Raw genomic sequence first — 19,175 nt, 5'->3', positions numbered from 1 at the left:
ACGAAGCCCCGACCACCGCCGGCCCACCGGCCGGCGGCGCGGCGGACAGGAGTGCTGTGGAGTTCGACGTCACCATCGAGATCCCCAAGGGTCAGCGCAACAAGTACGAGGTGGACCACGCGACCGGGCGCATCCGGCTCGACCGCATGCTCTTCACCTCGACGCGCTACCCCGACGACTACGGCTTCATCGAGGGCACCCTGGGTGAGGACGGCGACCCGCTGGACGCCCTGGTGCTGCTCGAGGAGCCCACGTTCCCGGGCTGCCTCATCCGCTGCCGCGCGCTCGGCATGTTCCGCATGCGCGACGAGGCGGGCGGCGACGACAAGGTGCTGTGCGTCCCGACGGGCGACCAGCGCGCCGCCTGGCGCCAGGACATCGACGACGTGTCCGACTTCCACCGTCTCGAGATCCAGCACTTCTTCGAGGTCTACAAGGACCTCGAGCCCGGCAAGTCCGTCGAGGGTGCGCACTGGACGGGCCGCGCGGAGGCCGAGGCCGAGATCCAGCGCTCGCGGCAGCGCGCGATCGACGCCGGCTACGAGCACTGACACCACGACGAAGGCCCGGGTCCCCGTGCGGGGGTCCGGGCCTTCGTCGTGGTGCGGGCGCTACGGGCGACCGGCGTACGGCATCGCGCCGTAGTACCGCATCGACGTGATGCGGACCGTCAGGCCGGGGCGCAGGGCCTCGATGATCTGACCGCCGCCGATGTACATCGCCACGTGGTAGATCGAGTTCGCGTCGTCGGGGTTCGTGCCCCAGAACACCAGGTCACCGGGTCGCATGCTCGAGTAGCTGATCTTGAGGACCTGCTTGTACTGGTCGCGCGACGTGCGGTTGATGCCCACGCCGGCCGCGCTCCACGACGTCATGGTCAGGCCCGAGCAGTCGTAGCCGGGGCCCGTGCCGCCCCACACGTACGGCGCGCCCAGGCGGGACTTGGCCACCGCGACCGCGGTGGCGCCCTGCGACGCCGACCCGCGCGAGACGCCGGTGCCCAGGCCGTTGCCGGGGTTGCTCGGCTTGGTCGGGTCGGGCTTGGGCGTCGGCGGACGCGTCGGCTGGGCCGGGGGCGTCGTGGGCCCCGGGTCGGGGTCCGGGCGGTCCGGCGGCGTGGTCGGGTCCGGGCGGTCCGGCGGCGTGGTCGGGTCCGGACGGTCCGGCGGCGTCGTCGGGTCGGGCGACGGCGTGGTCGGTTCGGGGTCCGGGTCCTGCTCGTGCTCCTCGCGCGCCTCGCGCTCCTCGCGGCGGCGGCGCTCCTCGTCGATCGCCTCCTGGCGCTCGCGCTCGACCTCGACGCTCGTGCTGCGCGCCGCGGCCAGCTGCGCGAGCAGAGCCTCGCGCTCCTGCTCACCCTGGACGCGTGCCGCATCGGCGTCGTCCGCGGTGTCCTGCGCGGCGTCGAGCGCGGTCTGCGCGTCCGCCTGCGCGTCGGCCGCCGTGGCCGCGGCGTCCTGCGCCTGGGCCGAGAGCGTGCCGGCGACCAGGTCCGCCGCGCGGTAGGCCTGCACGGCCTCGTCGGCCTTGCCCGTGATCTGGTCCATCGCGCTCGTGCGGCGCGCGACGTCCTCGAAGCCCTCGGCGGACAGGAGCGACTCCACCAGGTCGGCCGAGCCGCCCGAGCGCGCGACCTGGCGCGCGATCGCGACGAGCTCGCGGCGTGCCTGCTCGGCGGTGGCCGCGGCGTCGCTGGAACGCTGCGCGGCGTCGTCGGCCGCGCCCTGCGCGTCCTCGGCTGCGGCGAGCGCCTGCGTGTACGCCTCACCGGCCTGCTGCACGGCCCGCTCGGCCGCGTCGGCCTGCGTGCTCAGCTGCGCGAGCCGGATCTCCATCTGGGCGACCGACTGCTCCGCGTCGCGCACGGCCTCGCGCGCGTCCTGCACGTCCTGGTCGGACGGACCGCCCGGGTCGGCGAACGCACCGGGGGCACCGACGAGCAGCGCGGCCGCGGTGGCGAGCGTCAGGGCGCCGGACACACGGCGGCGCACGCGCGGTCGTGGGCCGGCTCGGCGCTCGCTCACGGGGGTGCCTCTCGTCGTGGTGCGGGCGCGGGGAGCGCCCAGCGACGGACGCTACCGGGCGACTCCCCAGAAGTGAACAGGCGTCACAACAGTCACACGAGTCACAGCAGCCACACTCGGGAGGAAGCGGACGAGTCGGACCGCCGCCGTCCGACACGTGAGACGGGCGTTCCGACAACTGGTCACGTCGACCTACTCTCGGCGCATGTTCTCCTGCCGAATGTGTCGCTGACGCGCACGTTCGGCCTGCCCGCGGGCGGCCCGGCCTCGACGCCGGACGCCGTACCCGCTCGAGCACTGCTCGGAACGTGCGCCACCACCTCCCACCCGCGGGACGGACGTCGGCTGCCCGAGCTCCCCGCGGACCTTCCCCAGGACCGACCGCAAGGAGCCAGAGATGAGCAACGAGAGCTGGAGCTTCGAGACCCGCCAGATCCACGCGGGCCAGAGCCCCGACCCGACCACGGGCGCGCGGGCGCTGCCGATCTACCAGACCACGTCCTACGTGTTCGACTCCGCCGAGCAGGCCGCCGCGCGGTTCGCGCTGCAGGACCTCGGCCCGATCTACACGCGCATCGGCAACCCCACGCAGGAGGTCGTCGAGAACCGCATCGCGTCGCTCGAGGGCGGCGTGGGCGCGCTGCTGGTCGCGTCCGGGCAGGCGGCCGCGACGTTCGCGATCCTCAACGTCGCGGAGGCCGGTGACCACGTCGTCGCGAGCCCGTCGCTGTACGGCGGCACGTACAACCTGCTGCACCACACGCTGCCCAAGCTGGGCGTGGAGACCACGTTCGTCGAGGACCCGCACGACGCCGAGGCGTGGCGCGCCGCGATCCGCCCCAACACCAAGGCGTTCTTCGCCGAGACGATCCCGAACCCCCGGTCCGACGTGCTGGACATCGAGCTCGTCGCGGGCGTCGCGCACGAGTACGGCGCACCGCTGATCGTCGACAACACCGTCGCCACGCCGTACCTCATCAACCCGCTGAAGTGGGGCGCCGACGTGGTGGTGCACTCCGCCACCAAGTACCTGGGCGGGCACGGCTCGGCGATCGGCGGCGTGATCGTCGACGGCGGCACGTTCGACTACGCGCAGCACCCGGACCGGTTCCCGGGCTTCAACTCCCCCGACCCCTCGTACCACGGCCTCAACATCGCCGAGGCGCTCGGGGTGGGCTCCGCGTTCGGTGCGAACCTGTCCTACATCCTCAAGGCGCGCATCCAGCTCCTGCGGGACCTGGGCGCCGCGATCTCCCCGTTCAACGCGTTCCTCATCTCGCAGGGCATCGAGACGCTCTCGCTGCGCGTCGAGCGGCACGTGCAGAACGCGGCCACGGTCGCGCAGTGGCTCGAGGCGCGCGACGACGTGCTCGGCGTGCACTACTCGGGCCTCGAGTCGAGCCCGTGGCACGCGAACCAGCTCAAGTACGCGCCCCGTGGTGCCGGTGCGGTGCTCGCGTTCGAGCTCGAGGGCGGGTCCGCGGCCGGTCAGTCGTTCGTCTCGGCGCTCGAGCTGCACTCGAACGTCGCCAACATCGGCGACGTCCGCTCGCTCGTGATCCACCCCGCCTCGACGACCCACTCGCAGCTCACGCCGCAGGAGCAGGCGCTCTCGGGCGTCACGCCCGGCCTCGTGCGTCTCGCGGTCGGCATCGAGCACATCGACGACATCCTGGCGGACCTCGAGGCCGGCTTTCGGGCCGCGAAGGGCGCCTGACCACAGGCCGGGCCGGACGGCGGCGCACGACACGCGTGCTGCCGTCCGGCCTGGTCCCGGGACGTTCGTCCCGACCCGCGGTCGACCCGGTCCGGGCGCCCGCCTCCTGCGTAGATTGGTTCCTCGTGCCCGACGAGTACGCCCCCACCACGCCCGCGCGGGCGCACGCGAGCACGCGTGCCAGCCGGGTGCCGGTGGCGCAGCGGCCCCCGACCCCGGCCTCGTCGGCCTGGCGCGAGGGCGACCCCGTGGGGCGCCGCCAGTTCGCCGACCTCGGACCGTTCGCGCTCGAGTCGGGCGGGCGCCTGCCCGCGGTCCGGCTCGCGTACGAGACGTGGGGCGAGCTCGCACCCGACGGCTCCAACGCGGTCCTGGTGCTGCACGCCCTGACGGGCGACTCGCACGTGACGGGTCCCGCGGGGGACGGGCACCCCACGCCGGGGTGGTGGCAGTCGATGGTCGGACCGGGCGCGCCGATCGACACCGAGCGCTGGTTCGTCGTCGCACCCAACGTGCTGGGCGGGTGTCAGGGCTCGACCGGACCCGCGTCGCCGGGGCCGGACGGCACCCCGTGGGGCAGCCGGTTCCCGCAGGTCTCCGTGCGGGACCAGGTCGCCGCCGAGGTCCGGCTGGCCGACCTGCTGGGCATCCGCCGCTGGTCGCTGGTGATCGGGGCGTCGATGGGCGGCCTGCGCGTGCTCGAGTGGGCCGCCTCCGAACCGCAGCGCGTCGCGGCGTTCGCCGCGATCGCCACCTCCGCGCAGACCACGGGCGACCAGATCGCCAACTTCCACACCCAGATCGCCGCGATCCACGCCGACCCCGGGTTCCGCGGGGGCGACTACTACGACGCCGCGCCCGGTGAGGGCCCCCACGTCGGGCTCGGGATCGCGCGGCAGATCGCGCACCAGAGCTACCGGTCCGCGCTCGAGCTCGACGAGCGGTTCGGCCGCATCCCGCAGGGTGCCGAGGACCCGCTCGAGGGCGGACGCTTCGCCGTCCAGTCCTACCTGGAGCACCACGGCGACAAGCTCGCGCGACGGTTCGACGCCAACACGTACGTGACGCTGACGCGCTCGATGATCACGCACGACCTGGGCCGGGACCGCGGCGGCGTGGACAACGCGCTCGCACAGATCACCGCGCACGGCCTGGTGGTCGCGGTGGACACCGACCGCCTGTTCCCCCTGGCGCAGTCGGAGCGGATCGCGGCGCACGTGCCCGGTGCGGGGCCGGTCCGCGTCGTGCACTCCGACTTCGGGCACGACGGCTTCCTCATCGAGGCCGACCAGGTGGGCGAGCACGTCGCGGAGTTCCTGCGTGAACGGGTGCGCACGCACTGACGTCCGTTCGGCAGGATGGCTCCATGACCGCCACCGTGGCCGAGGCCGGCACCGCTCTGCACGCCCAGTGGGACCGCCTGCGCGCCTGGGTGGTGGACGTCGTGGACGACACCGTGGGCGACGAGCCGTCGGTCCTGGAGGGCTGGACGGTCGCGGAGCTCGTGGCGCACCTGGGCCGCGCGATGGACGCGCTCGCGGCGTGCACACCCGTGCCGCCGGGCACCGTGCCGCTCACGCTCGGCGAGTACCTGGGCACGTACGGCAGCCGCGCAGCGGACATCGCGACGACCACGCGCGAGCTCGCCGCCCAGGTGGCCGGCGACCCGGTCGCGTGGATCGACGCACGCGCGGCCGCCGCGTTCGCGAACCTCGACGAGCTGGCGCGCGAGGGCGACCCCGTGGTCCAGGCCCGGCGCGGCCCGGTCCGGCTGTCGGCCGTGACCGTCTCGCGCGTGGTCGAGCTCGTGGTGCACGGCGACGACCTGCGGCGCTCGGTGCGCCGGTTCGCGACCGCCGTACCCGACCCGGTGGACCCGGGTGCGCTCGACCTGGTGGCGCGTGAGCTGCTCGCGATCGTGGTCGCGCGCGGCGGGTGGGACCTCGAGGTCGTCGACGCGCGGCGCTGGGTGCGGCTCGCCGCGGGGCGCACGCCGTACGACGTGGACGAGCTGTCCGCCGCGCTCCAGGCCCGCTGGACGGGCGACTCGGTCCCCGACCTGGGGCGCATGCTGCCCGTGCTCTGACGCGTGCGCATCGCCCTGCGCACGTACGCGTCGGTAACGTGACGGTGTGATCGCCGCCTGGGTACGCGCCTTCTCGTCCGACGACCCCGTGTCGGGTCTCGAGGTCGGGGAGCGTCCCGAGCCCGAGCCGCGCGAGCACTGGTCGGTGGTGGACGTGCGGGCCGCCGCGCTCAACCACCACGACCTGTGGTCGCTGCGCGGCGTGGGGCTGCGCGCCGAACAGCTGCCCATGGTGCTCGGCACCGATGCGGCGGGTGTGGTCGACGGACGCGAGGTGGTGGTGCACGGCGTGATCGGCGGGCCCGCCGGGCACGGCGTCGGCCCCGACGAGCCGCGGTCGCTGCTGTCCGAGCGCTACCCGGGGACGCTCGCCGAACGCGTCGCGGTGCCGACCTGGAACCTGGTGGACAAGCCCGCCGAGCTGTCCTTCGTCGAGGCCGCATGCCTGCCCACGGCCTGGCTCACCGCGTACCGGATGCTGTTCACCGCGGGGCGCGCCACGCCCGGCCAGCGCGTGCTGGTGCAGGGTGCGGGCGGGGGCGTCGCCACCGCCGCGGTCCTGCTGGGTGCCGCCGCCGGCCTCGAGGTGCTGGTGACCAGCCGGTCGCCCGAGCGCCGCGAACGCGCACTGACCCTGGGCGCCGCCGGCGCGGTCGAGCCGGGTGCGCGTGTGCCGCGCGCCGACGTGGTGCTCGAGACCGTGGGCCGCGCCACGTGGTCGCACACCATGCGCTCGGTCCGGCCGGGCGGGACCGTGGTGGTGGCCGGCGCGACCAGCGGCGACCCGACCGCGGCCGAGCTGACACGCGTGTTCTTCCAGGAGATCACCGTGCGCGGCGTGACGATGGGATCGCGCGAGGACCTGGTGCACCTGCTCGCGTTCCTCGCCCGCACGGGCGTGCGCCCGCTCGTCGACGCGACGTTCCCGCTCGCGCGGGCCGGCGAGGCCCTGGGCCGTCTGGCGGCCGGCGCGCAGTTCGGCAAGATCGTCGTGACGCCCTGACCGAGGCGGGAGGCGCGGTGCCCGACGACAGCACGACGACCGGCACGACGACCGGCACGTGGGTCGACGACGTGCTCGGTTCGGGCTTCCAGGCGCGCACGCTCGCGCTGGCCGACGACGACGAGGGCGAGGTCGTCACCACGCTGGTGCGCTACCGGCCACCCGCGGGGACGGCGCTGCGCCCGGCGCGCGCGCTGCTCTACGTGCACGGCTGGTCGGACTACTTCTTCCAGACCGGGCTCGCGGAGCACTGGCACGCGCGCGGCGTCGCGTTCTACGCGGTGGACCTGCGCAAGTACGGCCGCAGCCTGCGCGAGCACCAGACCCCCGGCTACGTCGACGACCTCACGACGTACGACGAGGACCTGGACGCCGCGCTCGGCGTGATCCGCGACGAGCTCGGTCCGCACGCCCGCGTGATGCTCATGGGGCACTCCACCGGCGGGCTCGTCGTCTCGCTGTGGGCCGCCCGGCACCCCGGCGCGGTCAGCGGCATGATCCTCAACAGCCCGTGGCTCGAGCTGCAGGGCTCGGGTCTGCTGCGCAACCTCAGCACCCCCGCGGTCGCGCAGCTGGCGCGCTTCCAGCCCAAGGCGCCCCTGCCCAACATCGACCCCGGGTACTACGCGCGCACCGTGGGGGCCGCGACGGGCGGCGAGTGGACGTACGACGAGCGGTGGCGGCCCACGCCGTCGTTCCCCGTGCGCGCGGGGTGGCTGCGCGCGGTCATGACCGGGCACACGCTCGTGGCCCGCGGGCTGCGGATCGACGCGCCCGTCCTCATGCTCGCGTCAGCGCGCACGCTCATCAGCCCGTGGTGGAGCGAGCAGATGCGCTCGGCGGACGTGGTGCTCGACGTCGAGCTCCTGGCGCGGCGCGCCGTGCAGCTGGGCCCGGTGGTCACCGTGGTGCGGATCCCCGACGGCGTGCACGACCTGACGCTGTCCGCACCACCCGTCCGCGCGCGCTTCTACGCGGAGCTCGACCGCTGGACGGCCGCGTACGGCTGGGCGTGAGCCGCGGTCAGAGGTGGCCGCGGCCTGTGGCCTCGGCGAGCGTCGGACCGCCGTCGCCCAGGCGCCACGCGCGCCACCCGTCGATCTCGGTGAGCGAGCCCGCGGCCGCGGCCGCGGCATCGCCCGGCTCGATGTAGGTGCGCCCGTCCGGCAGCTCGATCAGGCCGTCGTGCCGCAGCAGCGCGACGATCCGCTGGTTGCGGCGCTCGCGCAGCCACACGAGCGTGGCCAGCGCGCGGCGCTGCTTCGCCAGGATGCCGAGCTCCGGGTACGGCGTGGTGCGCGGCTCGACGGCGCTCGCGGGCGCGTCGGGCTCGGACCGCCCGGGCTCGACGGGTGCGGGCTCGGGCTCGGTGGGCACCGCGGGTGTCGGCTCCGTCGAGACCGCCCGCGCGGGCGTGCCCGACGAGCTCGCCGCCGTCCGCGGGACGCCACGTACGGGGGTCGCGGCCTGCTCGCCGCCCGCGGGCCGCAGCCCGCCCGGGGTGTACGGGGTGCTGGGCTGCGCGGACCACGGCTGCTGCGGCGCGGGTGCCGAGGGCATCGAGCGCGTCGAGGGGTTCGAGCCCAGCAGGTCGGTCACCAGCGCGCTCGACATGGGCGTCGCACCCGGCAGCGCGGTCGCGGCGCCCGACTGCCGCGGCGCCGCGTACGGCGCGGCGGGGTGCGTGCCGGCGGGCAGGTCCCCCGCGTAGGACGAGGCCGGGCGCGCGTCCTGGCCCTGACCGGCCGGGGTGGCGGGCAGCACGGACTGCCGGACCGGCGTCCGCGCGCCCGCGGGCCCCGGGTCCGCGGGCACGGGGGGCACCACCGTGGTGTCGTCCGAGGACCGGGCCGCGCGGTGCGGGACACCGGCGGGCGTGGCCGCGGTCACCGGCGGTGCGGACGGGAACGCCGACGTGGGCGGCAGCCCCGGCGCGACCGGCGCACCCGTGGACGTGTTCGGCGCGCCGAACGTCGCCGTCGCGTGCCCCACGGGCGACGGCGGCCGGCGCCGGTCCCCCTCGTAGGCCATCGCGGTCGCGAACGACGCCTCGGACGAGCGCACGAGCCGCAGCGCCGTGGGCTCGACCGGACGCCGCACGTTCTCGTGCCGCGCCAGCGGGGCGACCTCGAGCAGCCGGCGGTCGTCGGCGCCGCGCACGACGCCGAGCTGCAGCACGTCGACGTGCCGTCCCGGTCCGCGCAGGTACCCGAGCGTGTCCCCCGCCTCCGCCGCGACCTCCGAGCACAGCACGACGAGCCGCACGCCCTCGCGCCGGCTCGTCGTCATCCCGTACGCGACCTGCTCCCGGAACGCCGCGAAGTCCACCGCGAACCGGTCCGGGTCCGCGTGGTAGGACCGCGCCAGGTCCGTCGCGGTCATGCGCGCCGCCGCGCCCGCGTGCCGCAGGGCCGCGACCACCGCGTCGTCGTCGAGCACCTGCACCACCTCGACGACCACCGTGCGCCCCGTGGAGTCCAGCGCCAGCAGCTCGGGCAGGTCCGCGTGGTCGGGCGCGCCGGACCGGCGCCGCACCGGGAACAGCGGCTCACCCGCGATCGGGGCGAGGTGGTGCGTCAGGAGCGCGGCGCAGTCGTTCGCGAACGAGCCGGGGAGCGGTTGCATCGGCTGGACGAGGCGTGCGCGACCCTCGTCGAGCTCGAAGATGGGCATCCGGGACCCGGCCTTCCTGGGCGCGCTGGACTGCGCGAGACCCCTCGGAGTGTGGAGCTGCCGCGGCGACGCGAGCGTGTGCGCCCACACTCTCCCACGTCTGGTTGATGGTGGTCTGCCCGCCGGACGGGTCACGCCGCCGCGGTCCACACGTCCGGGTGAGTCAGCCCTCACCGGCCGCGCGCGCGAGCGCCGCCTCGACACGCTCGACCTTGCCGTCGAGCTCGCCCACGTGACCCGGCCGGATGTCCGCCTTGAGCACCAGGCTGACGCGGTGCCCGTGCCGTCCGACGGCCTCGGTCGCGCGGCGGACCACGTCCATCACCTCGTCCCACTCGCCCTCGAGCGTGGTGAACATCGCATCGGTGCGGTTCGGCAGGCCCGAGTCGCGCACGATGCGGACGGCATCCGCGACGGCCTCGGCGACGGACTCGCCCGCACCGAGCGGGGCGACGGAGAAGGCGACCAGCATGCCTCCGACCCTGCCCGTCCGGACCCGTCGGTGCAACGTCGGTCCGTCGCGCGGACGGGTGTCGGTGGTCGGTGGTGGGGTGGGCGGATGGCGCGATGGCGGGACGTGGAGCGCGAGGCACCGGACCTCGCGGCCCTGGTGCGGGCGGTGTTCGGTGCGGGCACCAACAAGACGATGGCGACGTTGCGCGCGGACGGCTCGCCGCGCATCTCGGGCACCGAGCTCGCGTTCGACGCGCAGGACGTGACGCTCGGCATGATGCCGGGCTCGGTCAAGCTGCGCGACGTGCTGCGTGACCCGCGGGTCGCGGTGCACTCGCCCACGCTCGAGCCCCCGGCGGACCCGACGCAGTGGGTGGGTGATGCCAAGCTCGCGGGCCGGCTGGTGGAGGCGCCGCGCCCCGACGACGGGCCGCCGGGTGCCTACTTCGCGCTCGACGTGACGGAGGTGGTGCACACGCGCGTCGACGCGTCGGGCGAGGCGCTCGTCGTGACGTCGTGGCACCCGGGCCGCGGCGTGACGCGCGTCGAGCGGACCTGAGGGGTCACGCGGGCGTGCGTGCGCCGATCTTCGCCGCGAGCAGCTCGGCCAGGTGCACGCCGTGCACGCCCGCGAGCTGCTCGGCCTGCGTGCGGCACGAGTAGCCGTCGGCCAGGTACACGTCGCCGGGTGCGGCGTCGCGCAGCGCCGGCAGCAGCGAGTTCTCCGCGACCGCGACGGACACGTCGTAGTGGCCCTTCTCCATGCCGAAGTTCCCCGCCAGGCCGCAGCAGCCGGCCATCGCGGAGAACTGCGCACCCGCGTCGGTGAGCAGGCGCCGGTCGGGCGTCCACGTCATCACCGAGTAGTGGTGGCAGTGCGGCTGCACCACCGCGGTGACGTCGGACAGGTCGGGCACCTGCCAGCGGTCGCCGGGGCCGATCGGGGCCGGTGCGGTGAGGAGCTCCGCGAGCGTGCGGGTCTCCCGGGCCACGGCCACCGCGCGCGGGTCGTCGGGCAGCAGGTCCCGCAGGTCGGAGCGGAGCACCGCGGTGCAGGACGGCTCGAGCCCGACGATCGGGATGCCGTTGACCGCGAACGGACCGAGCACCTCGAGCAGGTGCTCCAGCTGGTGCCGCGCGCCCTCGAGCTGGCCCGTGCTGATCCACGTGAGGCCGCAGCAGGCCTGGTGGTCCGGCACGAGCACCTCGTACCCCGCGTCGCGCAGCACGGTCACGGCAGCGCGTGCGACGGACGGCGCGAGCGTGTCACTGAACGAGTCGGTCCACAGCAGCACACGCGGCCGCAGTCCCGGCTGGTCCTCGGCGGGGGGCGGCGCGTCGTCGGCGACCGTGACCTGGTCCGCACCCGAGCGGCGGACCCAGCGGCGGAACGGCTCGTCCGCGAACCGGACCATGGAGCGCCTCGTGTCCATGCCGCCGCCCGCGAGCACGGCCTTGGCGACGGGCCGCACGCCCAGCACCGCGTTGACCACGCGGGACAGGCCGGGCAGCCCCGTGATGAGCCGCGCCCAGCGCGGCAGCCAGCCCAGCGCGTAGTGGTTCATGGGGCGCAGGCGCCGCCGGTACGTGCGGTGCAGGACCTCGGCCTTGTACGTCGCCATGTCCACGCCCGCGGGGCAGTCCGACGAGCAGGCCTTGCAGCTCAGGCACAGGTCGAGCGCCTCGTGCACCTCGGGTGAGGACCAGCCGCGCGAGACGAGCGAGCCGTTGGCCATCTCCTGCAGCACGCGGGCACGGCCCCGCGTCGAGTCCTTCTCGTCCTTCGTGGCCAGGTAGGACGGGCACATGAAGCCGCCCGCGGCGGTCGAGTCGGCGCGGCACTTGCCCACGCCCACGCACCGGTGCACGGCGGTGGTCAGGTCGCCCGCGTCGTGCGGGAACGCGAAGCCCGTGGTGGCGAGCAGCGGCTTGGCGGCGGGACGGCGCAGGTCCGCGTCGATCGCGGCGGGCCGCACCAGCACGCCGGGGTTCAGCAGGTCGCGCGGGTCGAGAAGCGCCTTGAACTGCCCGAACACCTCGATCGCGCGCTCGGAGTACATGACGGGCAGCAGCTCCGAACGCGCGCGGCCGTCGCCGTGCTCGCCCGACAGCGAGCCGCCGTGCGCGGCGACCAGGTGGGCCGCGTCGGTCATGAACGCGCGCAGCGGGTCGCCCGAGCTCTCGAGCGGCATGTCGATGCGCAGGTGCACGCAGCCGTCGCCGAAGTGCCCGTAGGCCAGGCCGTCGACGCCGTGCCGGGCCATGAGCGCGTCGAGCTCGCGCAGGTAGCCGCCGAGCCGCTCGGGCGGGACGGCGGAGTCCTCGAACCCGGGCCACGCCTGCGCGCCCGAGGGGGTCCGTCCGCCCAGGCCCGCGCCGTCCTCCCGGATGCGCCACATCGCGGTCGCCTGCGGTCCGGGCGGGAACAGGCCGACCGCGGTGGTGCCGGCGTCCGCGGCGAGTGCGTGCGCGCGCCCGAGCGCCTCGTCGAGCGTGTCACCGCCCACCTCGACCATGAGCCAGCCCGCACCCGGCGGCAGGTCGGGGACCGCGGCGGCGCCGCGCACGCGCCGCACCACGTCCACCAGCCGCGCGTCCATGCCCTCGATCGCCATGGGTCGGTGCGCCAGCAGCGCGGGGACCGCGTCGGCCGCCGACGGCATGTCCGGGTAGCCGAGCACCACGAGCACGGGGGCCGCCGAGATCGGCACGAGCCGCACGGTCGCGGACAGCAGCGTCCCGACCGTCCCCTCCGTCCCGACCAGGGCCTTGGCCAGGTCGCTGCCCTTCTCCGGCAGCAGGTGCTCGAGCGAGTAGCCGGACACCTGGCGGCCGAACCGGCCCAGCTCGGTGCGCAGCAGGTCCAGGTTCGCGCCCACCAGCTCGGGCAGGCCGGGCACCACGTCGAGCGCTCCCGTGCCCGCACGCGCGGTCAGCCGCCGGCCGGTGCCGTCGACGAGGTCGAGCTCCAGCACGTTGTCCGCGGTCCGGCCGTAGGCCACCGCGCGGGGTCCGCACGCGTTGTTGCCGATCATGCCGCCGAGCGTCGCGCGGGTCCACGTCGACGGGTCGGGGCCGAAGCGCAGGCCGTGCGGTGCCGCGGCCTTCTGCACCGCCGCCATGATCACGCCGGGCTCGACGCGCGCGGTGCGCGCGTCGGGGTCCAGCTCCAGGATGCGGTTGACGTGCCGGGAGAAGTCGAGCACCACGCCCGGCCCCACCGAGTTGCCGGCGACCGACGTGCCCGCACCGCGCGCGGTGATCGGGGCACCGGCCTCGCGGGCGACCGCGAGCGCGGCCTCGACGTCCTCGGGGTCGCGCGGGAACACCACGACCTGGGGCACCACGCGGTAGTTCGACGCGTCCGTGGAGTACTCCGCGCGCCGGCGCGAGGAGTCGTCGACCGTGCCGCGGACCGCGGAACGCAGCGCCGCGACGAGGTCGGTCACCACGCGGTTCTCGTCGGCCAGGGCAGTCACGGGGGCATCCTCGCACCCCGGGGTCCCGGGCCTCCGGGACCTCCCGAGGACCGGACGCCGCACCCGGTCACGGGGCCGCCGGCACGGGTCAGGCGCGCGCGAGCGGGCAGCCCGCGCACGCGAGCGGCCGGGCGGCGGCGCGCTCGGGTGCGACGCACGTGCGGCACGAGTCGCCCGCGGCGGGCCGCGCCGGGAGCAGCACCCCGCGCCGCTCCCAGTGGTCGAGCGCCGCGACGACGAGCCCCGCGTCGAGCCCGAGCGTGCGCGCGACGCCGTCCACCGTGCCCCCGGCCCGCGTCTCGCGCAGCACGTCGTCCAGCACGCTCATCCGAGCAGCACCCCCACCCGGAAGACGAGCACCGCACCCACCCACGCGACGACGAGCCCCGCACCGACGCCCAGCAGCGTCCACCGCGCGCCGAACAGCCGGCGCTGCTCGGCCAGCGTGGCCAGGCACGGGCTGTAGGCCAGCACGAACCACATGAACGCCGCGGCCGCGGCACCCGCATGCCCGCCGGACGACTCCTCGAACGTCGCGCGCAGGCGCGTGCCCAGGTCACCGGGGTGCGCGGGGTCGTCGGGCTCGGTGACGGCGGCCGTCTGCGCGAAGGACCCGACCACGACCTCCTTGGCGACGAACCCGGTGGCGAGCGCCGCCGCGGCCTCCCACGTGCCGAACCCGGCAGGCTCGAGCACGGGTGCCACCGCGTGCGCGGCGCGGCCGTACAGCGAGTCCTGCACGGGCACGTCCGCGAGCGCGTGCTGCCCGCTCACCGGCACGGCCATGAGCACCCACACCACGGTGAGCGTCGCGACGATGATCCCGCCCGCCTTGCGCACGAACGCCGCGACCCGCACCCACGTCGACACCGCGATCGCGCGCAGCCCGGGGCGCTGGTAGGCGGGCAGCGCGAGCACGAGCGGCTCGCGCTGCAGGTCGCGGAAGAGCGTGCGACGCAGCACCACGCCACCCAGCACCACCAGCGCGACCGACGCGAGGTACATGCAGAAGATCGCGGTACCGGCGTGCGTCGGGAAGAACACCGAGGAGAGCAGCACGTAGACCGTGAGCCGCGCGGTGCAGGACGTGAACGGCACCAGGAGCCCGGTGAGCAGGCGCTGGCGGGCGTGCGGCAGCGTGCGCGTCGCGGACAGCGCGGGCAGGTTGCAGCCGAACCCGACCACGAGCGGCAGCACGGCCCGCCCGTCGAGGCCCAGCGCTCGCATGGCCCGGTCCGCGACGAACGCGGCACGTGCCAGGTAGCCCGAGTCCTCGAGCAGCGCGACGGCCACGAACATGAGCCCCATGAGGGGTGCGAAGGACAGCACCGTGCCCACGCCCGCGAGCACGCCGTCGACGACGATCCCCTGGAGCCAGTGCCACGGCCCCGCCGAGGGCAGCACGCCGCGCAGCAGGTCGGCGAACCAGCCGTTGACCGCGCGGTCGACCGCGTCCATGAGCGGTGCGGCGACGCTCGTCGCGAGCTGGAACAGACCCCACATGACCGCGAGGAACACCGGGACGCCGATGCGCGGGTCCAGCAGGAGCCGGTCCACGCGGTCGGACCATGTGCGCACGGGCTGTGCGGGGGTGGGCACGCCCGCGAGCAGGTCGGCCACCCAGCCGAACAGCGCGTCGTCGTCGGCCGCCTCGTCGAGCGCGACGCGCGGCGGGTCCGCGAGCGCCCCGGCCACCGCGCGAGCGAGCGCGTCCGTGCCCCGCCCGGTGCGCGGGTCGACGACCACCACGGGCACGCCGAGGCGCGCGGCGAGGTGCTCGGCCGGGACGGTGAGCCCACGGGATCGGGCGACGTCCGCGAGCGTGAGCGCGACGACCGCGGGCACACGGGCACGCGCGACCTGCCCGACGAGCAGGAGCGAGCGGGCGAGCGCGGCAGCGTCGACGACGAGCACCGCGAGGTCGGTCGCGGGCGAGCGCACCTCGTCGGCCGCGACCTGCTCGTCGGGTGAGCGGGCCAGCAGGCTGTACGTGCCGGGCAGGTCCACGAGGCGCACCTCGGTGCCCGCCGCGCGCCACCGGCCGTCCTGCAGCTCGACCGTGGTGCCGGGGGCGTTGACGACGCGCTGCCGCGCACCCGTCAGCGCGTTGAACAGCGTCGACTTGCCGGCGTTGGGGTTGCCGACGAGCACCACGCGCGGAGCGTCGAGCAGCGCGGTGCGTGCCGGAGCGGCCCCCGGCGCCTCGTCGTGACAGCTCACGACGCGACCCGCGCGAGCGGTGCGACGACGATGCGCGCGCACGTCGCGGCGTCGATCGCGAGCCGGTCGGCACCGACGCCCACGACCCGGCCGCCGAACGCGGCGCGGTGCGTCACGTGCACGACCGCGCCGGGCGCGAGGCCCAGCTCGGCGAACCGCCGACGGTACGGGGAGTCCAGGTCCACCTGCACCACGCGCACCGCGGCCCCGTCGTCGCACGTCGTGAGGTCCACGCGAGCGACGCTAGCGATGAGGTTAGGCAAGCCTCATGGGACCGAGGTCCCGGTCCGACGGGCGCGTCAGGACAGCGCGGCGTCCAGCGTGATGGTGGTCCCCGTGAGCGCCTTCGAGACCGGGCACGTGGCCTTGGCGGCCTCGGCGGCGGCGACGAAGCCCGCGTCGTCGAGCCCGTCGACCGTCCCGCGCACCGTGAGCGCGATGCCCGAGATGCGGAACCCGCCCTCGGGGTCGGGCCGCAGCGTCACGTCGGCCGTGACGTCGAGCGAGCCCGGCGTCCCGCCCGCCTCGGCGATCAGCGCCGAGAGCTGCATCGCGTAGCAGGACGAGTGCGCCGCCGCGATCAGCTCCTCGGGGCTCGTCACGCCCTGCGCGTCGTCCGCCGCGCGCCGGGGGAAGGACACGTCGTACGCGCCGGCGCCCGAGCTGGTCAGCTCGACCCGGCCGGCGCCCTCGGCCAGCGTCCCGGTCCAGGCGGTGCGTGCGCTGCGAGTGGGCATGGGGTGCTCCTTCGTCGTGACGGGTCGGCCAGGTCCACGCTAGGCGTCGGGCCTGCTCAGCGCGAGCGCTCCACATGGGTCGCGACCACGGCCAGCGGCGCACCCGCCTCGCGCAGCGCGGCGGCCGCGCGCGCGTGCAGCCCGGCCCGGGCACCCGCGTCCAGACCGCCGTACAGCGCGGCACGCACCACGTCGTGCCGGAACACCAACCGGTCCCCGCGCGCGTGCACCAGGCCCGCGGCCAGCGCGTGCCGCAGCGTGCGCCAGACGTCCGCGACCGGCCGCCCCGCGACCGCGGCGAGGTCGAGCACCACGAACGAGACGCCGAGCACCGACGCGACCCCCAGCAGATCGAGCACGTCGTCGTCCACATAGTCGAGGCGCTCGCGCACGCGGCGCTCCACCGCGCCGCGCCAGCCCGGGACCACCGCGTCGACGCCTCCCTCGGCGGCCTGCAGCGCACCCACGTCGCGCGCGGTGGTGACCACGTCGACGACGAGCTGCGGGTTGCCGCCCGCGGTCGAGACGGCCCCGCGCAGCGCCGGGCCGATGCTCGCACCCAGGATCTCCTCGGCGAGCTCGGTGGCCGCCGCACCCGGCAGCGGACGCACCTCGAGGTGCCGCGCGCCCGCGCGGGTCCACGCCGTCACCACCGCCGCGACCTCCGGCCGGTGCGGCACGGGCCGCAGCGTGACCACGACAAGCGCACCCGGTCGCATGCCGCCACGCGCGACGCCGGCGAGCGCGGCGAGGTCCGCGGTACCCCACAGGTGCACGTCCTCGAGCACGACGAGCCGCGCGGGCACGCGCGCGCCGCCCTGCTCGTCGGCGACGGGGCCGTGCTCGAGCGCGCCGCGGTCCGTGCGGACCTCGATCCCGAGCAGGCCGGCGCCCGACGCGAGCGCGGCGACCAGCGACGTGCGGCCCACGCCCGCCTCGCCCTCGAGGAGCACGGCGCCGCCGCCACCCTCGGTCGCCTCGGTCAGCAGCTGCTCGAGGTCGTCGAGCTCCGCGGCGCGGCCCACGAGCGGCCAGAGCCGGCCAGAGTCGGACATGAGCCGATCGTAGGGTCCGGGCGGCGGTCCGGAGCCGACGTCAGCGGGTGTACTCCCAGTGCCACGGCTCGGGCTTGCTGCCCGAGGGCTGCGCCCACGCCGGGTTCTCCCAGCCGTACTCGCCCGCGTGCGCGGACAGCCACGCGTACTGCGCGGTGCCGAACGTCTGCGCGCCACCGCCCAGGTCCACCGCGATGCCCGTGCCGTGGTTGGACGTGCCGGGCGACGCGCACAGCCAGCCCTTGGTCGCGCGGCAGGTCACCTGCTGCGCGTAGGACCGGTAGGAGTCGGACACCTGCAGGTGCGTGCCGAACACCTTGGCGTACGCGGCATCCAGCGCGTCGAGGTCCTCCGCGGCGTCGCAGCGCAGCAGGACGGAGGAGTCGAACGACGGGGCGCACAGCGCCGACGCCGGGATCTGCCCGTTCGGGTAGCCCAGGAGCGACGCCTTCCAGGCGGCCCGCTCGGCGGCCTTCTCGGCCGCGGCCTGCGCCCGTGCGCGCGCCGCGGCCTCCGCGAGCGCCTGCTCCTGCGCGGCGCTCCGCGCCTCACGCACCGCCTCGTACGCCTCGAGCTCCTGTGCCGAACGCTCGTCGGCCTCGACCTGCTGCGCGGTGTCGAGCACCTCGTCGGAGAGCTCGACCACGCGGGCCAGGACCGTGCGCAGACGCTGCGTCGTGGTGTCCTCGCCCTGTGAGACGGGCGGGACGACGATCTCGTCGACGCTCGGCACGTCGGCGGCCTGATCGGCGGTCGGGTCGCTCGTGGCCTGCGTCGTCGGCGCGGCCGCATCCGGCGAGGTCGCGTCGTCGGCGACCTCCACGACCTCCGGGTCCGCCGCGGGCAGCAGCGAGCCGTCGTCGGACGCCGAGAGCAGGCCGTCGGCAGCGACCCCGGCGTCGGATGCCTCGGACACGTCGGACGCGGCTGCGGCGCCGGCCTCGTCGGAGGCCTTCGCGGAGGCTGCGGGCGCGTCCGCGGTGCGGCTCGCGCTGCGGGACGCGGTCGAGGCGTCGCGCAGCTCACGCACGCCCGCCTCGTCCAGCAGGTCCTCGAGCTCGGCGGTCGCGGCGGCCAGCTCGGCCAGGCGCGCGTCGTCGACCGTCCCGTCGGCCGCGAGCTCCTCGCCCGCGGACGCGGCGGCCCGGGCGACGACGACCGCGTCGAGCGCGGCATCCGCGACCGCGTCGCGCGCGTCGCTCGCGGTCGGCACGGCGCGGCCCGACCCGGCGGTCGCGTTCTGGGCGGCGAACCCGCCGAGGGAACCCGCGAGCGCGACGACGAGCACGCCCTGCGCCACACGGGCGGGCGTGCCGGTGCTGCGGCCGGGCAGGGCGCGGCCGAGGCCGGCGCGGGCGGGGAAGGTCAGGCGGGGCGTACGCGCTCGACGAGGGGCCGCATGGCGACCGCTGCCGGACGTGCGCCGGCGTTGCGGCTCGTCACTCATCGTGCTGTCCACGCTAGATACGTCGGACGGATGCACCGCGCAGACAAGGTCGACGTTGTGCAAATTTGTGCATGTCCGAATCACACGACCTGTTCACACCTGAGGGCGGTGCCGGGCCGCGGCAGCCGGGCCACGATGTGAGATCTGGTGGCTGACCTGCGGCGACGCGGTGCAGGGTGCCCGTGTCGGACCCTGGTTGCACCATGAGCACCGGTTCGTCCGGCTGTGTCCGGTCCTGCCCCGCCGACCGTGTGAAATGCGTTCGTGACATCCCCGTAGGC

17 protein-coding genes are annotated in these 19,175 nt (G+C 75.6%); 7 read left to right on the top strand and 10 right to left on the bottom strand.

Features of this window, described 5'->3' with window-relative positions; translation table 11 throughout:
* Nucleotides 1-56 precede the first annotated feature (56 nt).
* Nucleotides 57-551 carry an inorganic diphosphatase gene (locus CELGI_RS01785; protein WP_013882397.1) on the top strand — a complete coding sequence of 165 codons (495 nt, stop codon included), beginning with the start codon at nucleotides 57-59 and terminating at the stop codon, nucleotides 549-551.
* A gap of 60 nt (nucleotides 552-611) precedes the next feature.
* Here the strand turns inward: CELGI_RS01785 and CELGI_RS01780 are convergent, their stop codons facing one another.
* On the bottom strand, nucleotides 612-2,024 hold the full coding sequence (locus tag CELGI_RS01780) for a C40 family peptidase (protein WP_013882396.1): 1,413 nt from the start codon (nucleotides 2,022-2,024) through the stop codon (nucleotides 612-614).
* 397 nt (nucleotides 2,025-2,421) lie between these two features.
* On the opposite strand from CELGI_RS01780, the gene CELGI_RS01775 reads away from it, so the two are divergent.
* The 5 genes from CELGI_RS01775 to CELGI_RS01755 all read left to right on the top strand — a co-directional run bounded on the left by CELGI_RS01775 (nucleotide 2,422) and on the right by CELGI_RS01755 (nucleotide 7,846).
* The gene (locus CELGI_RS01775; RefSeq protein ID WP_013882395.1) at nucleotides 2,422-3,741 is read left to right on the top strand and encodes a bifunctional o-acetylhomoserine/o-acetylserine sulfhydrylase; all 1,320 of its coding nucleotides are present in this window, start codon (nucleotides 2,422-2,424) and stop codon (nucleotides 3,739-3,741) included.
* Nucleotides 3,742-3,866: 125 nt separating this feature from the next.
* The gene (gene metX, locus CELGI_RS01770) at nucleotides 3,867-5,084 is read left to right on the top strand and encodes a homoserine O-acetyltransferase MetX (RefSeq protein ID WP_150104636.1); all 1,218 of its coding nucleotides are present in this window, start codon (nucleotides 3,867-3,869) and stop codon (nucleotides 5,082-5,084) included.
* Between the two features lie 23 nt (nucleotides 5,085-5,107).
* Nucleotides 5,108-5,827, top strand: coding sequence for a maleylpyruvate isomerase N-terminal domain-containing protein (locus CELGI_RS01765; protein WP_013882393.1), 720 nt, complete (start codon nucleotides 5,108-5,110; stop codon nucleotides 5,825-5,827).
* A gap of 46 nt (nucleotides 5,828-5,873) precedes the next feature.
* Nucleotides 5,874-6,830, top strand: coding sequence for a zinc-binding dehydrogenase (locus CELGI_RS01760; RefSeq protein WP_013882392.1), 957 nt, complete (start codon nucleotides 5,874-5,876; stop codon nucleotides 6,828-6,830).
* A gap of 17 nt (nucleotides 6,831-6,847) precedes the next feature.
* Nucleotides 6,848-7,846, top strand: a complete 999-nt coding sequence (locus tag CELGI_RS01755) for an alpha/beta hydrolase (RefSeq protein WP_013882391.1) — start codon at nucleotides 6,848-6,850, stop codon at nucleotides 7,844-7,846.
* A gap of 7 nt (nucleotides 7,847-7,853) precedes the next feature.
* On the opposite strand, the gene CELGI_RS01750 is transcribed toward CELGI_RS01755, so the two are convergent.
* Together CELGI_RS01750 and CELGI_RS01745 are read right to left on the bottom strand one after the other, a co-directional pair.
* Nucleotides 7,854-9,503: a hypothetical protein gene (locus CELGI_RS01750; protein ID WP_013882390.1), complete on the bottom strand. Its 1,650-nt coding sequence runs from the start codon at nucleotides 9,501-9,503 to the stop codon at nucleotides 7,854-7,856.
* 163 nt (nucleotides 9,504-9,666) lie between these two features.
* Nucleotides 9,667-9,975, bottom strand: a complete 309-nt coding sequence (locus tag CELGI_RS01745; protein WP_013882389.1) for an MTH1187 family thiamine-binding protein — start codon at nucleotides 9,973-9,975, stop codon at nucleotides 9,667-9,669.
* A gap of 87 nt (nucleotides 9,976-10,062) precedes the next feature.
* On the opposite strand from CELGI_RS01745, the gene CELGI_RS01740 reads away from it, so the two are divergent.
* Entirely contained in the window at nucleotides 10,063-10,515 is a 453-nt protein-coding gene (locus CELGI_RS01740) for a pyridoxamine 5'-phosphate oxidase family protein (protein ID WP_013882388.1), read from the top strand.
* 4 nt (nucleotides 10,516-10,519) lie between these two features.
* Here the strand turns inward: CELGI_RS01740 and CELGI_RS01735 are convergent, their stop codons facing one another.
* From CELGI_RS01735 to CELGI_RS16235, 7 genes are all read right to left on the bottom strand, one after another.
* Complete coding sequence (locus CELGI_RS01735; protein ID WP_013882387.1) at nucleotides 10,520-13,435, bottom strand: FAD-binding and (Fe-S)-binding domain-containing protein; 2,916 nt, start codon at nucleotides 13,433-13,435, stop codon at nucleotides 10,520-10,522.
* Nucleotides 13,436-13,523: 88 nt separating this feature from the next.
* Nucleotides 13,524-13,763, bottom strand: a complete 240-nt coding sequence (locus CELGI_RS01730; protein WP_013882386.1) for a MerR family transcriptional regulator — start codon at nucleotides 13,761-13,763, stop codon at nucleotides 13,524-13,526.
* The gene (gene feoB / locus CELGI_RS01725; RefSeq protein ID WP_013882385.1) at nucleotides 13,760-15,655 is read right to left on the bottom strand and encodes a ferrous iron transporter B; all 1,896 of its coding nucleotides are present in this window, start codon (nucleotides 15,653-15,655) and stop codon (nucleotides 13,760-13,762) included. Before feoB ends, CELGI_RS01730 begins: the two co-directional genes overlap by 4 nt.
* Nucleotides 15,652-15,888, bottom strand: a complete 237-nt coding sequence (locus CELGI_RS01720) for a FeoA family protein (protein ID WP_013882384.1) — start codon at nucleotides 15,886-15,888, stop codon at nucleotides 15,652-15,654. Before CELGI_RS01720 ends, feoB begins: the two co-directional genes overlap by 4 nt.
* A gap of 66 nt (nucleotides 15,889-15,954) precedes the next feature.
* Nucleotides 15,955-16,392 carry an OsmC family peroxiredoxin gene (locus tag CELGI_RS01715; protein ID WP_013882383.1) on the bottom strand — a complete coding sequence of 146 codons (438 nt, stop codon included), beginning with the start codon at nucleotides 16,390-16,392 and terminating at the stop codon, nucleotides 15,955-15,957.
* A 56-nt stretch (nucleotides 16,393-16,448) separates the two neighbouring features.
* Nucleotides 16,449-17,447: an AAA family ATPase gene (locus CELGI_RS01710; protein ID WP_013882382.1), complete on the bottom strand. Its 999-nt coding sequence runs from the start codon at nucleotides 17,445-17,447 to the stop codon at nucleotides 16,449-16,451.
* Nucleotides 17,448-17,487: 40 nt separating this feature from the next.
* Nucleotides 17,488-18,894: a M15 family metallopeptidase gene (locus CELGI_RS16235; protein ID WP_013882381.1), complete on the bottom strand. Its 1,407-nt coding sequence runs from the start codon at nucleotides 18,892-18,894 to the stop codon at nucleotides 17,488-17,490.
* Nucleotides 18,895-19,175 lie beyond the last annotated feature (281 nt).

Origin of the sequence: Cellulomonas gilvus ATCC 13127 (assembly GCF_000218545.1) — a bacterium.
Lineage (GTDB): Bacteria > Actinomycetota > Actinomycetes > Actinomycetales > Cellulomonadaceae > Cellulomonas > Cellulomonas gilvus.
This window is presented reverse-complemented; position numbering and strand designations above follow the sequence as displayed.

Excerpts from the sequence above, each read along its gene's own strand:
- CELGI_RS01775 (WP_013882395.1), top strand. The coding sequence starts at position 2,422 with ATGAGCAACGAGAGCTGGAGCTTCGAGACCCGCCAGATCCACGCGGGC.
- CELGI_RS01765 (WP_013882393.1), top strand. The coding sequence starts at position 5,108 with ATGACCGCCACCGTGGCCGAGGCCGGCACCGCTCTGCACGCCCAGTGG.
- CELGI_RS01750 (WP_013882390.1), bottom strand. The coding sequence starts at position 9,503 with ATGCCCATCTTCGAGCTCGACGAGGGTCGCGCACGCCTCGTCCAGCCG.
- CELGI_RS01745 (WP_013882389.1), bottom strand. The coding sequence starts at position 9,975 with ATGCTGGTCGCCTTCTCCGTCGCCCCGCTCGGTGCGGGCGAGTCCGTC.
- CELGI_RS01740 (WP_013882388.1), top strand. The coding sequence starts at position 10,063 with ATGGCGCGATGGCGGGACGTGGAGCGCGAGGCACCGGACCTCGCGGCC.
- CELGI_RS01730 (WP_013882386.1), bottom strand. The coding sequence starts at position 13,763 with ATGAGCGTGCTGGACGACGTGCTGCGCGAGACGCGGGCCGGGGGCACG.
- CELGI_RS01715 (WP_013882383.1), bottom strand. The coding sequence starts at position 16,392 with ATGCCCACTCGCAGCGCACGCACCGCCTGGACCGGGACGCTGGCCGAG.
- CELGI_RS01710 (WP_013882382.1), bottom strand. The coding sequence starts at position 17,447 with ATGTCCGACTCTGGCCGGCTCTGGCCGCTCGTGGGCCGCGCCGCGGAG.
- CELGI_RS16235 (WP_013882381.1), bottom strand. The coding sequence starts at position 18,894 with ATGAGTGACGAGCCGCAACGCCGGCGCACGTCCGGCAGCGGTCGCCAT.